Here is a 14,806-nt window from a genome sequence, read left to right as displayed (position 1 = left end):
CTTATGATTATCTTATCATGGGGAAGAATAGAAATGGTATTAATATTATCGGAAGATTTAAAAATCAATTGACACGTAACCAATTGGTTGCTTATTATCAAAACATGGATAAAGTTTTTAAAGCACTTGCGGATAAAAGCCGCAGATTATTATTAGATCAGCTTTTTAAAGAAAATGGACAAACCTTAAGTGAACTCTGTGGCCATTTGGATATGACACGCCAAGCTGTTTCCAAACATTTAGCTGTTTTAGAAGAGGCAAATCTTGTTATCATTATTCGAAACGGAAGAAAGAAACTCCACTATCTAAATGCGGCACCTATTGGTGAAATTTATGACCGTTGGATCGGCAAATACGAACATCATCATGTTAGAGCTCTAAATGAAGTAAAAAGAAAACTGGAGGAAGAAAACGATGATTAAACCATCCTTTGTTTATGTAACCTACATTGCAAGCACACCTGAAAAAGTTTGGAAAGCCTTGACATCAGAGGAGTTTACGGGAAAATACTTTTTTGGAAGAAGAGTACAATCCGATTGGAAAGAAGGTTCTGATGTTATCTTCCTTCGGGAGAGAGATGAATTGGATGTATACGGAAAAGTCCTTATCAGTGAACCGTACAAACGATTATCCTATACATGGTTTCATGCAGATGAAAAGCCACAGCGTGAAGAACCGTCCATCGTAACCTTCGAGCTCCAGCAATTAGAAAATACAGTTAAACTAACCCTGAAACATGAAAATTGTGCGGAAGGAGATTTGGTAGATAAAGAAAATACATTTGAAGGACTAAACAACGGTTGGCCTGCAATTCTAAGCAATATGAAAAGCCTCCTTGAAACAGGCAAAGTACTGCGGTGCCTGGCACCATCCGTGGACATTACGTGAAAATGTCCTCCACACGTGGACAGTGGTGTTTTATTCAGAAATATAATCCTAATTTACAGAAATGGGAAAAGTAATAGGGAAGTAGTAAATATAGAGGAGAAAAAGTAAGTGGCAGATTTAATTGGAAGTTAGAACGCAGGTCCAACTAAATTAAAGCAGTTATTAAAAAGAGAAATTTTGTAAAGCCGCTTTTGCTGTGAGTATGCTAATCTATTATACAAGTTAATAAAAAATAGGGTACGAAAAATTGCGATTTCGTACCCTATTGCACTCTTAAATTTTTTATGGATGTGAAACGATGAAACTTACATTTCCTTCAAGCGTAAATTCTCCTGTTCCTGCAGGCAAAATAAAATGATCTCCTTTATGAACCGGATAGGCTTGCCCATCCACAACCATCGATCCATCTCCGTCTAATACACTAAACAATTGAAAGGCTTTATCCTGGGTAAAGGTCGCTTGTCCATGTATATCCCATTTATAAACGGAAAAGTACTCTTCTTTTGCAAACGAAGTAATATCTGCCCCCGGCACACTTGCCGTCTCAATATGAAGATTTGCATCAGTATGTGGAACTGTTGACACATCAATCGCTTTTTCTAAATGCAATTCTCGCTTATTGCCCTTATCATCGGTGCGATCATAATCATACACACGATAGGTCGTATCTGAGCTTTGTTGAGTCTCCAGAACAAGCGTCCCTTCACATAAAGCATGGATGGTCCCACTTGGTACGTAGAAAAAATCACCGGGTTTTACCGGAACACGACGAAGCAGTTTACTCCATTCCTCATCCTCTATCATGTTGTTAAGTTCTTCTTTCGTTCGTGCATTATGCCCATAAATAAGCTCTGCGCCTTCTTTGCAATCAATAATGTACCAGCATTCGGTTTTTCCAAGCTCACCGTTTTCATATTCATTTGCATACTCATCATTCGGATGCACTTGAACAGATAAATCTGTATTTGCATCAAGAATTTTCGTTAATAATGGGAATACCTTTGTTTGGTAGCCCCCAAACAACTCACGGTTCTGATCCCATAATTCTATCAATGTTTTCCCTGCAAAGGCGCCATTTTTAACGACTGATGGTCCATTCGGATGAGCAGAAATTGCCCAGCATTCACCAGTATGATTAGACGGGATCTCATATCCGAACTGATCTTTAAGCGCCTTTCCTCCCCATATTCTTTCTTGAAAAACTGGTTCTAAAAATAATGGTTGTACCATGTTGCATTCCTTCTTTCCTTATACTTCATACTTCCGATTGCTTTGCTAAAATAAGTGCTCCAGTTATTCCTGCATTATCCCCAAGACTAGGCGGTACAATGTATTCTTCTAATGGAGGAAGATCTACATATCCATTAATGAGACTCGCAACCTTCTCCCGTATTAACGGAAATACTTGCTGCTGTTTCATCACGCCGCCGCCTAGGATAATTTTTTCGGGAGAAAGCACTAAAATATATTGCATTAATGCTTGTGCAATATAGTATGCTTCTATCTCCCAAACCTTAGAATCATGCGCCAATTCTACGCCTTTTTTACCCCATCGTTCTTCAATGGCTGGACCGGCTGCCAATCCTTCTAAACAATCCTTATGATATGGACATTTCCCTATGTACGTGTCATTTTCATGTCTTCTTACTAAAATATGGCCCATTTCCGGATGGGAATATCCTTGCAACAGATTTCCTTGGACTACGGCACCCGCTCCAATCCCAGTTCCAACCGTAATATATAAGCAACTTTCCAGCCCTTTTGCTGCGCCTAATGTTACTTCCCCTAATGCCGCAACATTGACATCCGTGTTAAAGCCTATTGGAATATGTAGTTCCATTTGTAAAGCTTGTAAAAACGGATAATTGGTCCAAGCGGTTTTTGGAGTGGACGTAATATAACCATATGTATCACTTTTCACATTAATATCAATTGGTCCAAATGAACCTACTCCTAGGGCTTGAATCTTATGATGTTGAAAAAACTCTATTACTTTCGGGATTGTTTCCTCGGGTGTAAGAGTTGGAAGTTGAACCCTTTCTAAGATATTTCCATGCACATCCCCGACAGCGCATACAAATTTAGTGCCTCCCGCTTCAATTCCTCCATAGTACATATCTGTTTCCCCCTTTTCTCCCAGTTATGTTTATACCTCATATATCTCAAGTGGCAAATTATCAGGGTCTCTGAAAAAAGTAAATGTTTTTCTCGTAATCGGATCTACTCGAATATCCTCACACATAATTCCCTTACTTTCCAGTTCCCGTTTTGCTTGTTCCACCGAATCTACTTCAAAAGCCAAATGTCTTAAACCAGTTGCTTCAGGCTGTGTTTGCCTAGCCGGTGGGTTAGGAAATGAAAATAGCTCAATCTGATAATGCTCGTTTATTGCTAAATCCAGCTTATAGGATCCGCGGTCTTTTCTGAAGACTTCGTTCAAAATAGTAAATCCTAATTTATTAACGTAAAAGTCTTTGGAATTCTCATAATTGGAGCAAATAATCGCTACATGATGAATCCGTTTGAATAGCAAGACATCCACCTCATTTTAGATTATTGTACCATAGAACGTTTTCATGGATAAAAATTTCTTATAAATAGAACGGGATCTTCTCTTAATGGACAGAAATTACTGCAAGCACACCGAAATAATGGTTATTTATCGTTGAACAACGCAACGCAGGATTAAATAAATATCCAACAAAAAAATGTGAAGCATGATACTCCACATTTTGCTTTACTTAAAATAACTCCAGCCATCTTCTTGATATATCTTTCCTTCTTTCATCAGCTTTCCTAGTGCCCTTTTGAAAGAGGCTTTACTCATATGGAACCGTGCGTCAATATCCTCTGGAGCACTTTTATCCCAATAAGGCATCTTTCCGCCGCGGCTTTCCATATAGCGATAAATAATATCCGAGTCATCCTCCATCGCTTCATGGCCCCTTTTTAGCAGAGAAACATTAATGGATCCATCCGGTTTGACGTCGACAATCCGTCCCTCTACCTTTTGACCTAGGCGTGGCTCTTGCTTTCGCTGTGATTCATGAATAAAACCAATATAGTTTTCATCGGTTAGGATAAAAGATCCTATTTTTAACAAGCGATAGGTTCTCCCAGCAATATCTTTATTAAAATCTTTACGAGTGGCCGGGATCGCAATTGCACGCATGATATCTTCCGTCGCTAGCTTTCCAAATAAACGATTATGCTTATCTGTTTTTAGTGTGCAATATAACTTATCACCTTTTGCTGGCCATAAAGTTAATAAGGCAGGGAGGTCATCCTTTGATATAAGAATATCCTTGCTAATTCCGATGTTTACAAACACCCCCAGATCTTCCCTCACTTCGACCACTTCTACCCAATCATACGTACCTATTTTAATGGTTGGAATGGTCATCGTTGCACTTAATCTTCCTTGATGATCTTGATAAAGAAACACAGTTTGTGGCTCGTCTGGATCAAAGGACTCCAATATTTCACTATTATGAAGAAGAACATCCTCTTCTCCATTTGATAAAAAATACCCAAATGGTGCCTCTCGCTCCACATGCAGCTGAGCAATGGTTCCTGGCTGTAGACCTGTCATATAATAAAAATCCTTTCTATCTTATTCATTTTAGTTTTTAGTCATTTCATCGGTAACTATTCACCTATTTTATCCTTTCTATTGTACACTAAGGCTGTTTTCAAATACATTGTTCTTTGTCTAAAATCCCACAGTTTCAAGATAATCACACGAATAAACGAATTATTTAAGCGAAGAATATGGATGAACTTCTAAAATGATTGAAAGAATAGGGTGAAAATATGGACCGTGACCGCGATTATCATGACAGAGATCCTCATTTAGATGCTCCTTATGAGGGAATAGTAAATGATTCTACCGGGGGACCGACAATGGGACTGAAGTTTGATTTGTCATATAAGAACCCCTTTCATGTCACTTCTCTTCGAAAAGATGAAGAAATGGAGAGATTTTCTAAATACTTTGATGGAAAAATGGATAATAATACAGATGGAGGGTGAATAGACATGACACAATCTAAAGGACAAAAGGAACGCCAATGGAAAGTAAGAAAACAATCACAAAATCCGCATGGAAAGATAACATCACTAGAAGAAATTGCGGATGAGATGACTCCAAACACTAAAAAGCCCTTAAAATAAAAAGGATCTAACCAAAATTACAAAAGCCACCACTGTAAAAGAATTATTACAGATGTTAATCAAATATTTGATCAACCATTGATTGTGGAAATTTAATACAATTTCAGATAACAAAAAAGCCGAACAGCTTTAGTTCGGCTTTCCATTTATTACATTGCCTCTTCCAATTGTTCAACCCCTACAGTAGCACTAATTAATAGATTAGCAAAATCCGCATCGATTTTTTTACCGTTTTGCGCTCTCACTTCATTTGCAAAAGCATGTAGCATGTTTTGTTTTGTTTTTGGATTGTTTGCTTTTTGAATATTTTTCACTTTTGTTTGTAGACTGTTATAAATACCGTGATTTGTAATTTTACCGTGATCATATCCAATCTCTAGCAATTGACCAAGATGGTCGGTATCCATAATTACTTGAATGTCAAAATCTCTTGTACTTACATTTCCAGCAATATCCTCCGCTGTTACAGAAAGAGTATGCTGTCCTAAAGAAAGCTGAAGTGGTTCAATCTCAATCGGATTTTGAACCTCCATACCATCAAGTGTAATCTTTACACTTTTTACTCCTGTACCCTCATCTGTGACATTGATGTTCTCTACAATTTTATCTGTAAGATAGAATGTATCTTTATTAAGATCATGAATGACAGGTGGTGTTTTATCCGCTTGCTCGAAGGCGTTTAGGCTTAACGGCTTTAATTGATACGTGCCTTTAAAAATAGAAGAAATACCGGAAATGTTTACAATATCCCCATTTTTATATTGAGAAGTAAATTGATTATACGTAAGTCCGGTTCTTTCATCTACTCGTACTCTAGTTGCTTTTCCATCCTTTGTAACATCGAATTCAAATGCTTTGTTTAAGGCTGTCAGGTTTTGGATCTCAACATCTTCTAATTTAACCAATTTTCCTTGATTGTCCTCGTTAAGCTCATTAACCGTGATAGGATTAGGCAATTCACCAGTACCCGTTTTTTCAATAGCAACTGGATCTGATAATTCCAATTCAGTATTGTAAACGGAGAGCGGGGCAGTAATTTTCACTGTATCTCCCGGTTTAAATTCTCCATCATTCAAAAAAACGTAGATTCCCGCAGTATCATCTTGCAAGTAGAATCCTTTACCACCAAATACTCCCGGTGTCGAGGTTACAACACCTTCCACTGTTACCACTGTTCCAGATCCTGCTTTTCTGGCATCCGCTACAGAGATTTTTTCTGGTAAGTTGGGTTTATCCTCAGGAAGTGGCTCGGCAGATACATTGCCAATTTTCACCGATTCTGTTAGTACATTATTTTTTGCAGAACGCAAGCGAAGACTTGCATCTCCTGTTGTTCCCGGCTTTATCTTGACTGTTAAATCTTTGCTAGCATGGCCCATTGCATCTGCCGTAACAGAAAAATCAGCACTGTACCCGTAGCTAGTCGGCCATGAACCATCAGCATTTTGAACCATTGCTACCTGAGTTCCTCCTGATAGATAGATTCCCAGATTTAACCCGCTAACTGTCTGACCTGGTGTTAGATTATCTAAATTAACACGAATCTGAAATTCTTCCGCATTTGGTAAAGTAGCTTGATGAACAAATGAATATGTCGGATTTACCGGTGCTGTTTTAGTAGATCCATATGATCCTGCAGCAAAAGTAGATGAGTCATACCATTTGTATCCACCTGATGGCTGAGACCATGGTTCCGGCTCTGGTTCAGTTGTATTTTGCGGCTGTTCCCAATCATATAATTTTGTTACCGGACTAAGTTCTAATCCAGATACTTGATCAAAACTAGTATAGTTCTCTTGATTTGCTAACCAGTTAATGGTGTTAATAAGGAATGTACTATCGTCTCCTTCATCTTTAAATCCATCATAGGTTGTTTTCTTTTTCCCATTATCTTCACGCACATATTTCGGAGAAGAATCTTCTACTGGCGAAGAATCTCCTAAGAAAGCTGCTTTTCCTTTACCTACCTTAGAAATAGCTGCAAAGGCACCTTCTTCTATTCCACCGTTGTTGTAAACGCCTTGATCTACCGCACTACCCCATTTTGGTGGGTTTTTCGGCATATATATTAAACCTTTTGCCTTCGTAGGATCTAAGATTGCTAGAGTCGATCCAGCATGCATTTCAACTGTTTCCACATCTTGGGTAATACCAAAAGATTGATCCGGAGCAACAACCGTTTCTCCTCCAGTAATATCTCCCAATGCATTAGTACGGAAACGAATGCCAAAATGATCAGCTAACCAATCGGAGCTTTCTACACCTTGCATTGCTTGCGAGGATGCTTCTTCCTTTGTCATCCCTTTCGTAGGATCACTATATGCCCCACGCCTAAATCCATTGAAAACTTCCCCTGAATCCCAACGATTTAGATTACGGTCCGAATTATAATGGTCTCCGATAAAAAAGATGCTACCTCCATTTTGCACATATTGAAGCATGGCATCTTGTTCCGACTTTTTAAATGGAATATTTGATTCTCCGAGTACGAATACATTGTAATCCTTTAAATCATCATACGTAATTGGAGTAGTTTTTCTTAGTTCTTTAACGTAATATCCTTCTTGTGCAATCGCATTTCCAAAATCTGAAAATGCTCCATCAATAACCCAGTCAGCAGCACCCGCTGTTTCACCGTGAGTATTATCAAATAATACCTTTTTCCCATTTGCGGGACTTGCTGGATTAATAAATGGCGCTGGATCATTAGCTCCTTCTGCTTTTGCAGTATGCAAACCAGAAAGGGATGGAATGGTTCCAGCAATAACAATAATTGTTAATACTTTTACAAACAAACTTTTTAATCTCCCCATAATTGCCTCCCCTAAAAATAGTAATATGCCACACTTCTTATAATGATTTAATAGAAATGTGACATACTCATAAAAATAGTATCATCACTCTGTCCTTCATTATATAGGTCTATTCACCTGAAAAAGTTAATAAAGGATTAAGATTGCGTAAACATTAAATGTTGATATTCCAAAGGTTCAAAGGGTTTTATTAAATTTTCTATATATTACAAAAGACCTATTTCGTAATTAACTATTTAATTGGTTCATTGACAAACAGCATTCTTTTTTGATCAAAAAACTTTGTTCCATCTCCTTGCCTACTCTCCAACGGGGCGAGATTACTCTATTATTGTTCCCTGTCTTTCTTACTATCCTTGCATCCGGGTACGAACTCCCACTGTTGTGGCTCCCGGTTCCTTCACGAATTTTACATCGTACAAATAAAAAACAGCTACGAAATAAAGTAGCTGCAAATTATTATTTCCTATTCAATTACTGGTAAAATTTTGGTTCCCTTTTCCATTTCAGAATTACATAATGGACATTTTGGAGTATCCTCAAGAGAAAATGCTTCCCTCATCCATCCGAAGCAGTCATCATTTGTGCATGACCAAATGGATGTCTCCACTTCAGGTACTGGTTCCTTCTGGCCTCTAAAATATGCCATAATAGATCGCATCCCTTCAACGTGTTACCATTAGTATATCATTATTTAGAACAAAGAGATACCAATGGATGGAAAAGGAGAGATTATTTCCATCTCCTTTTATGTACATACTCTATTATCTTATGCGAGACGTCCTGTTTTTACTCCAATTTTTTTTAAAATAGGAAAAGAACCTACTCCTCATGGAATAGGCTCTATTCTTTTGTTAAAAACCTCCATTTCCTATAACCAAGCAGCACCAACAATGATAAGGAGAATGAACAAGACAACGATTAACGCAAATCCTGCACCAAATCCTCCTCTAACTGGTGCACCATAGCCATAACCACCGCAGCATCCAAATCCAGGGTTTCCGTAAAACATTCACATACACTCCTTTTATAATTTTTCACATTTCATCAATATACGTAAGCGGAACCGACAATGATCAATAATATAAATAGTACAACGATTAGCGCGAATCCGCCGCCAAAACCAACTGCACTCATTTATAACACCTCCTACTGTGTTATCACTAATAGAATATGGGATATCCGCTAAAGTGGGTGGGTATTTGACCATTTTTTATGAAAATAATAAACTAGCCGTGTCCCTAGATGGTAAACTGCCTACCGGGTGAAGGTTATATGGATGTTGCATTCGCAACTCTTCATAAAGCCACAAAAAAAGCGCATGATCCTTCGACCATACACTTTTAGCTCAATCCGTTATTTTTTTCTAATATCCCACTAAAGATCCAGGCGGACTAAGGTATGTTAATTACTCTTCATTCATGGAACACACATCTTTTTTAGCCGCTAACAGGACCTAGGTCCGCAAACATCCAGATTATACCCATTTAATAACAAATAGCGGAACTAGTGTCCCTCAAAAAGTAACCCTACACTCGTTTCCCTAATTGCATTAATGTCATATCGTCCATCGGAGGATTGTGAAGTCCTGCTCTAACATCACGATAATACCTTTGCAATGGACTTTTTTCAGACAAACTTCTTGCTCCAACAATTCTCATCGCCAGGTCTACAATCTCTACTGCTAGATTCGTCACAGTTAACTTTACTGCCCCGAGCTCAGGATTCATGTTTTTCCTTGTTTCCTCGTTACCTTCATCCCACATTTTTGCAACAGAATAAAGAAAATGTCTCGATTGCATAAGTTTTAATTCGATTTCACCAAACTTTTGTTGAATCGCAGGCAATTCAAAGATTGGATGATTTAGACTGTTAGGAGTATAACTTTTCGCAAAAGCTGCTGCCTCACGCTTGGCTGCTTCGGCAATGCCTAAGTAGCACGCAGGAATATGCAAAAGCCAGCCATTTGCTGATTTACTTCTTGGTCCGACCTTCTCTGTTAGAAAATGATTTGGAATTTCTACATTTTCCAATACTAAATCATGGCTTCCAGATGCACTCATCGCCACACTATCCCATGTTTCATCTATGGAAAGACCGGGAGTATTACGAGGAATAAGAAAATAAGCAACTTCATCTACATCTTTAATAGTTGCAGACACAATAAAAAAGTCGAGTACAGGAGACATAGTTGTAAAGGATTTTCTGCCATTTATCACCCATGCGTCCCCTTTTTGTTCAGCAGTTGTGGTTGGTCTTCCTCCTCGAGTTGGACTTCCTGTTTGTGGTTCAGTTGCACAAACATTTAGTAATGCCCCTTTTTGAACTTCTTCGCAAACATAAGAAAAAAGCTGTTCATCCCAATTGCGTTTATCTGCTAAATTCATCATATTTCCCATATGCCAGCCAATTGACAAAGCCGTAGCACCGTCGCCAATAGCAATAGTTTCCTGAAAGCGAACAAAATCGTACAGGGATATTTCCGCTCCTCCAAATTCTTTAGGGGATGTCAGCCTGGTGTATCCGATTCTCTTTAAATCATCTATATTTTCAAAAGGAAATTGGCCTTCCTTATCATTTTTAGCCGCACGATCATTAAATGGCTGAACGAAATCTTCAAGAACATGCAATCGTTCATCAAATGTATGTAAACTTAACAAATCCATCTTTTGTCCCTCCCAATATTAAATCCTACGTATAGTTTAACTAAAAAATTTTTTAATTACTAGTAAATAACTCGGAATTATTAAATGAAACCTTCTGAAAGACGATTCGTAAATAAGTAAATGAAGGGTGATTATCTGCATTCATGTATAATTTCATCAACTTAATTGATTAAAACACCCAAGCCCCTTGGAGCAAATGTTAAAATAAAAATAAAAAGGTTTTGGCAAATGATTATTATTTGGTTTTTATTAATAATTGCACCCTTTTCCTTGTTCATTCATGAATTCGGGCATTCACTAGGTGCTTATCTTGTTAAATCGGATAAAATACAATTATTTATTGGTGCAGGAAAACGGATATTTCTATTTCATGCGGGTAAAATATCCATTCATCTTCATACTTTTTACATGCTTGGAGGACATACGGCCAGCTAGAGGAACCCTTTCTATACAAAATCAGAACAAATCATCATTTCTCTATTTGGTCCGTTATTAAATGGCGTGATTGGATTCCTTAGTACGTTTTTATTTTCTGGCAGTAATTCTAGTGTGCTCCTTTTCTTTAATTTCTTTAATATCTGGTTGTGTATCATTAATCTAATTCCTTACCGAATTGGTGAAAAGCAATCAGATGGCTATGTAGTTTTGAAAACTTTATTCGGGAGAGATCAAAAAGAATCCATGTAATCAGTATAAGCGCACCATTCATACTGTGCGCTTTTCATTTCTATTTTTCCACTGTTTCCCATTCCTTTTCAAATTCATTTAACTGATTAGCTACATACGCTTTACTAGGTACATGCCTCAGTATTTCTTCTTGGCTATACACTTTTCCACCCTTTATGACAAAATGGATGTCCTGTGTATGTTGAATTTTTTCAAGTGGGTTGTTATTTAAGAGAACAAGGTCAGCAATATTTCCCTCTTTGATGGATCCAACATTTTCTAGTTGTATAGATTTAGCCGCCTGAACAGTTGCTGCTTGCAAGGCTTCCATTTCTGAAAATCCAATTTCAACAAACAATTCCAATTCGCGGTGTAGAGACATTCCGGGAAATGTCCAAATCAGCGCAGGCGTATCCGTTCCTGTTACTACCAGACCTCCTAAATCAAAATAGGTTTTGGCAACAACTTTTGTAAAGTGATTCAACTTAGCAAATTGCTGCTTTAGCTGTTTATGTTGTACAGACATGTTAAGCCAATGCTCGATCAGTATATTCTCCTTTTCGAGTGACTCCCTTACCTTATTTTTCGTATCCCAAATATGAGGATATTGATCCACTTGGTCAAAAATAACAAGGGTTGGACAGAGCTTTACTTTATACGCAATCATTCGTTGACAAAGTTCATTAATCTTCCGTTCGTCTGGTTGTTCCCAATTGAGATGACTCCATGGAGTCTGATCTGCCATTGGGTACCATCCTTGATAAAGGGCTTGAGCAAATCCAGATGCATGTTCCAACCAAGTAACTCCCATCTGCGCAGCATCTAAAGCATGTAAATCTTTGGAATGAATTAAGTCACAGCTTACTTCTAAATCATATTTTTTCGCCTCATCTACTACTGCTTCCATCACTTCTCTATTCACCCAACCGTATAATTTTATAAACTTTGCTCCAACACCAACCTGCCTTCTCACTTCTTTTCTTGCCTCTTCCGGATTATCGGTGACGAAATTCCCAAAACTAGTTGGCCCCAATTGACCAGGGGTTCCGTCAATCATTCGGTCTGCTGAGTATACACGTGGTGTTGGTGCATCCATAGGTGCATGAATTAAGTTTTTAATCATAAAAACATTTCCCGCTGTATTACGGACTGTTGTGACCCCGGATGCCAGAAAATGCGGCGCAAATTGTTCCTTAATATGACAATGCATATCAATTAGCCCTGGAATAATGTATTTACCTTTTGCACCAATGACCGGAATCTCTTCTGGCAACACCTCATTTAAAGGAAAAATTCTCTTTATTTTGCTGTCTTGAATTTCGATAGATCCCGTAAAAAAATTACTTTGTTCTACATCAATAATCGTTCCATTTGCCACAATATAATGTCTTTGCTCACTCATTTTTTATCCCCCTTAAATTTTTTCGTTATAATACGAGTATGCAAATCTTTGATAACTTCATTTTATATAGAATAATTACTAAATTTTTTAAAATTTTCATATAGTGGAACGGGGAATATGAATGGCATCTTACGGTGAAACATTGCGGCAAATCCGTGTACAAAAGGGATGGACTATGAAGGAACTTGCCGATGGAATTTGTTCAGTTTCTTTTTTATCCAAATTTGAACGAGGGGATTCCGAAATCACCATCGGACTGTTTAATAGAATTTTGGACAAATTAATGCTCAGTTTCGATGAGTTTTTATATATACATAATGACTATATGCCTGATCAGCTTGAACATTTTTTTAATAATGTCGGTATAGCGTATTCTAATCAAAACTCTGCTCAGCTAAAGCATTTAAAGAAACAGGAAATGGAAAAATGGAAGAAATACAGAATTGATACCTATTATTGTAATGTTTTGATGCTTCAAGTTTATGAACGAATTGTCGAAGAAAAAGCAATCGATGAAGATGTTGATAAAAAGGATATTAAAATTTTATCCGATTATTTATTTCGGGTTGAGATTTGGGGTTATTATGAATTAAAACTTTATAGCGCTGCAATGCTGTTTCTTGAACCTGGCATGGTCGTTCAGCTATCTAGAACAGCTTATGAAAAAAGTATCCGTTATCGAAATTTAAAAAAGGTGAACGAAGCAATTATATCTGTCATTATAAATACCCTTGTCTATTTAATAGGACCCGTAAATCGCTTTCATGAAGATTTGAAGTATCAAAAGGAAATCATTGAGTTCTTTTCCTATTTGGAAACGATAGCACTCCCCGAGAGTCATTTGTTTGAACGGGTGGAATTACTTCATTTAAAGGGTGCATATGAGTTAAAAATAGGAAACAGAGAAGAAGGAATTGCCAAAATACATCATGCATCTCAAATCCTTTCCGATTTAGGTTCTTTTGGAATAGCAAATAGAATTGAGAATTATCTACAACAAATTTTGGATTTTACTAAATGACAATACTGCAGACAGGATGGGATCGGTGGTCAGCATCAGAGATCGTCTTTTACAAGGTGTCTGTTAGACATGCTGGGGATTCTGCTCATGTATGGTGTCTTTTATAGAGAGACTATTAGACATTTCGGGGGGCCTGCTCGGGTCTGGTATCCTTTATAAATGGGCTATTGGACATTTTGGAGCTCATGCTCATGTGAATTGTCCTTTACAAGGGCTCTATTGGACATTTTGGGGCGCATGCTTGGGTCTAGTGTCTTTTATAGTAGCTCTATTAGACACTTTGGGGCATATGCTCATGTGAATTGTCCTTTACAAGGGCTCTATTGAACATTTTAAGGCGCATGCTCATGTGAATTGTCCTTTACAAGGGCTCTATTGGACATTTTCGGGCGCATGCTCGTGTCTAGTGTCCTTTACAAAGACTCTATTAGACACTTTGGGGCATATGCTCGTGTGAATTGTCCTTTACAAGGGCTCTATTGGACATTTTGGAGCTCATGCTCATGTGAATTGTCCTTTACAAGGGCTCTATTGAACATTTTAAGGCGCATGCTCGTGTGAATTGTCCTTTACAATGGCTCTATTGGACATTTTGAGGCGCATGCTCCGGTCTAGTGTCCTTTATAGAAGCCCTATTAGACACTTTGGGGCGCATGATCGTGTCTAGTGTCCTTTACAAAGACTCTATTAGACACTTTGGAGCGCATGCTCATGTGAATTGTCCTTTACAAGGGCTCTATTGGACATTTTCGGGCGCATGCTCGTGTCTAGTGTCCTTTACAAAGACTCTATTAGACACTTTGGGGCATATGCTCGTGTGAATTGTCCTTTACAAGGGCTCTATTGGACATTTTGGAGCTCATGCTCATGTGAATTGTCCTTTACAAGGGCTCTATTGAACATTTTAAGGCGCATGCTCGTGTGAATTGTCCTTTACAATGGCTCTATTGGACATTTTGAGGCGCATGCTCCGGTCTAGTGTCCTTTATAGAAGCCCTATTAGACACTTTGGGGCGCATGATCGTGTCTAGTGTCCTTTACAAAGACTCTATTAGACACTTTGGAGCTCATGCTCATGTGAATTGTCCTTTACAAGGGCTCTATTGGACATTTTCGGGCGCATGCTCATGTCTAGTGTCCTTTATAGTAGCTCTATTAGACATTTCGGGCCGACAAA

General features: G+C 38.0%; 15 protein-coding genes and 1 pseudogene. 6 read left to right on the top strand and 10 right to left on the bottom strand.

All coding sequences use genetic code 11. The features are described 5' to 3' along the window. Positions 1-17 precede the first annotated feature (17 nt). Positions 18-422 (top strand): ArsR/SmtB family transcription factor, encoded by a 405-nt coding sequence (locus CWO92_RS12710; protein WP_199256860.1) that lies wholly within the window; start codon positions 18-20, stop codon positions 420-422. After that, the gene (locus tag CWO92_RS12705) at positions 415-888 is read left to right on the top strand and encodes an SRPBCC family protein (protein ID WP_101354592.1); all 474 of its coding nucleotides are present in this window, start codon (positions 415-417) and stop codon (positions 886-888) included. The genes CWO92_RS12710 and CWO92_RS12705 overlap by 8 nt, the downstream gene beginning before the upstream one ends. A 282-nt stretch (positions 889-1,170) precedes the next feature. Here the strand turns inward: CWO92_RS12705 and manA are convergent, their stop codons facing one another. The 4 genes from manA to CWO92_RS12685 form a co-directional block, all read right to left on the bottom strand. Then, positions 1,171-2,118 carry a mannose-6-phosphate isomerase, class I gene (manA, locus tag CWO92_RS12700; RefSeq protein WP_101354591.1) on the bottom strand — a complete coding sequence of 316 codons (948 nt, stop codon included), beginning with the start codon at positions 2,116-2,118 and terminating at the stop codon, positions 1,171-1,173. 25 nt (positions 2,119-2,143) lie between these two features. Beyond that, positions 2,144-3,004: an ROK family protein gene (locus tag CWO92_RS12695; RefSeq protein ID WP_101354590.1), complete on the bottom strand. Its 861-nt coding sequence runs from the start codon at positions 3,002-3,004 to the stop codon at positions 2,144-2,146. Between the two features lie 30 nt (positions 3,005-3,034). Then, entirely contained in the window at positions 3,035-3,421 is a 387-nt protein-coding gene (gene gloA2 / locus CWO92_RS12690; RefSeq protein WP_101354589.1) for an SMU1112c/YaeR family gloxylase I-like metalloprotein, read from the bottom strand. Positions 3,422-3,625: 204 nt separating this feature from the next. Then, positions 3,626-4,480, bottom strand: coding sequence for a CvfB family protein (locus CWO92_RS12685; protein WP_101354588.1), 855 nt, complete (start codon positions 4,478-4,480; stop codon positions 3,626-3,628). Between the two features lie 221 nt (positions 4,481-4,701). On the opposite strand from CWO92_RS12685, the gene CWO92_RS12680 reads away from it, so the two are divergent. Both CWO92_RS12680 and CWO92_RS26040 read left to right on the top strand, forming a co-directional pair. Continuing rightward, positions 4,702-4,920, top strand: coding sequence for a hypothetical protein (locus CWO92_RS12680; RefSeq protein ID WP_101354587.1), 219 nt, complete (start codon positions 4,702-4,704; stop codon positions 4,918-4,920). A gap of 6 nt (positions 4,921-4,926) precedes the next feature. Continuing rightward, complete coding sequence (locus CWO92_RS26040; RefSeq protein ID WP_233269749.1) at positions 4,927-5,061, top strand: DUF6254 family protein; 135 nt, start codon at positions 4,927-4,929, stop codon at positions 5,059-5,061. 149 nt (positions 5,062-5,210) lie between these two features. Here the strand turns inward: CWO92_RS26040 and CWO92_RS12675 are convergent, their stop codons facing one another. From CWO92_RS12675 to CWO92_RS12655, 5 genes and pseudogenes are all read right to left on the bottom strand, one after another. After that, on the bottom strand, positions 5,211-7,874 hold the full coding sequence (locus CWO92_RS12675; RefSeq protein ID WP_101354586.1) for a DUF5689 domain-containing protein: 2,664 nt from the start codon (positions 7,872-7,874) through the stop codon (positions 5,211-5,213). Between the two features lie 466 nt (positions 7,875-8,340). Continuing rightward, entirely contained in the window at positions 8,341-8,523 is a 183-nt protein-coding gene (locus CWO92_RS12670; protein WP_055738261.1) for a cold-shock protein, read from the bottom strand. Between the two features lie 222 nt (positions 8,524-8,745). Then, positions 8,746-8,823 (bottom strand): annotated as a pseudogene (locus tag CWO92_RS26695) (YjcZ family sporulation protein); the annotation flags it as partial. A 98-nt stretch (positions 8,824-8,921) separates the two neighbouring features. Continuing rightward, complete coding sequence (locus tag CWO92_RS12660) at positions 8,922-9,011, bottom strand: YjcZ family sporulation protein (protein WP_101354584.1); 90 nt, start codon at positions 9,009-9,011, stop codon at positions 8,922-8,924. 392 nt (positions 9,012-9,403) lie between these two features. Continuing rightward, on the bottom strand, positions 9,404-10,540 hold the full coding sequence (locus CWO92_RS12655; protein ID WP_101354583.1) for an acyl-CoA dehydrogenase family protein: 1,137 nt from the start codon (positions 10,538-10,540) through the stop codon (positions 9,404-9,406). A gap of 228 nt (positions 10,541-10,768) precedes the next feature. Between CWO92_RS12655 and CWO92_RS25435 the strand changes: the two genes are divergently transcribed. Then, entirely contained in the window at positions 10,769-10,975 is a 207-nt protein-coding gene (locus CWO92_RS25435; RefSeq protein ID WP_165786681.1) for a hypothetical protein, read from the top strand. A 292-nt stretch (positions 10,976-11,267) separates the two neighbouring features. Here CWO92_RS25435 and CWO92_RS12645 read toward each other — a convergent pair whose 3' ends face one another. Next, on the bottom strand, positions 11,268-12,608 hold the full coding sequence (locus tag CWO92_RS12645) for an amidohydrolase family protein (protein WP_101354581.1): 1,341 nt from the start codon (positions 12,606-12,608) through the stop codon (positions 11,268-11,270). A 121-nt stretch (positions 12,609-12,729) separates the two neighbouring features. Here CWO92_RS12645 and CWO92_RS12640 point away from each other — a divergent pair, with 121 nt between their 5' ends. Then, complete coding sequence (locus tag CWO92_RS12640; protein WP_101354580.1) at positions 12,730-13,629, top strand: helix-turn-helix domain-containing protein; 900 nt, start codon at positions 12,730-12,732, stop codon at positions 13,627-13,629. The last annotated feature ends 1,177 nt before the right edge of the window (positions 13,630-14,806 follow it).

Origin of the sequence: Heyndrickxia camelliae (assembly GCF_002844575.1) — a bacterium.
Classification (GTDB): domain Bacteria; phylum Bacillota; class Bacilli; order Bacillales; family Bacillaceae_C; genus Margalitia; species Margalitia camelliae.
This window is presented reverse-complemented; position numbering and strand designations above follow the sequence as displayed.

Bases quoted from the DNA above. Each gene is read 5' to 3' on its own strand.
- CWO92_RS12640 (WP_101354580.1), top strand. From the start codon at position 12,730: ATGGCATCTTACGGTGAAACATTGCGGCAAATCCGTGTACAAAAGGGA.
- CWO92_RS12680 (WP_101354587.1), top strand. From the start codon at position 4,702: ATGGACCGTGACCGCGATTATCATGACAGAGATCCTCATTTAGATGCT.
- CWO92_RS12655 (WP_101354583.1), bottom strand. From the start codon at position 10,540: ATGGATTTGTTAAGTTTACATACATTTGATGAACGATTGCATGTTCTT.
- CWO92_RS26040 (WP_233269749.1), top strand. From the start codon at position 4,927: ATGACACAATCTAAAGGACAAAAGGAACGCCAATGGAAAGTAAGAAAA.
- CWO92_RS12645 (WP_101354581.1), bottom strand. From the start codon at position 12,608: ATGAGTGAGCAAAGACATTATATTGTGGCAAATGGAACGATTATTGAT.
- CWO92_RS12695 (WP_101354590.1), bottom strand. From the start codon at position 3,004: ATGTACTATGGAGGAATTGAAGCGGGAGGCACTAAATTTGTATGCGCT.
- manA (WP_101354591.1), bottom strand. From the start codon at position 2,118: ATGGTACAACCATTATTTTTAGAACCAGTTTTTCAAGAAAGAATATGG.
- CWO92_RS12705 (WP_101354592.1), top strand. From the start codon at position 415: ATGATTAAACCATCCTTTGTTTATGTAACCTACATTGCAAGCACACCT.
- CWO92_RS25435 (WP_165786681.1), top strand. From the start codon at position 10,769: ATGATTATTATTTGGTTTTTATTAATAATTGCACCCTTTTCCTTGTTC.
- CWO92_RS12660 (WP_101354584.1), bottom strand. From the start codon at position 9,011: ATGAGTGCAGTTGGTTTTGGCGGCGGATTCGCGCTAATCGTTGTACTA.
- CWO92_RS12670 (WP_055738261.1), bottom strand. From the start codon at position 8,523: ATGGCATATTTTAGAGGCCAGAAGGAACCAGTACCTGAAGTGGAGACA.
- CWO92_RS12685 (WP_101354588.1), bottom strand. From the start codon at position 4,480: ATGACAGGTCTACAGCCAGGAACCATTGCTCAGCTGCATGTGGAGCGA.
- CWO92_RS12675 (WP_101354586.1), bottom strand. From the start codon at position 7,874: ATGGGGAGATTAAAAAGTTTGTTTGTAAAAGTATTAACAATTATTGTT.
- CWO92_RS12710 (WP_199256860.1), top strand. From the start codon at position 18: ATGGGGAAGAATAGAAATGGTATTAATATTATCGGAAGATTTAAAAAT.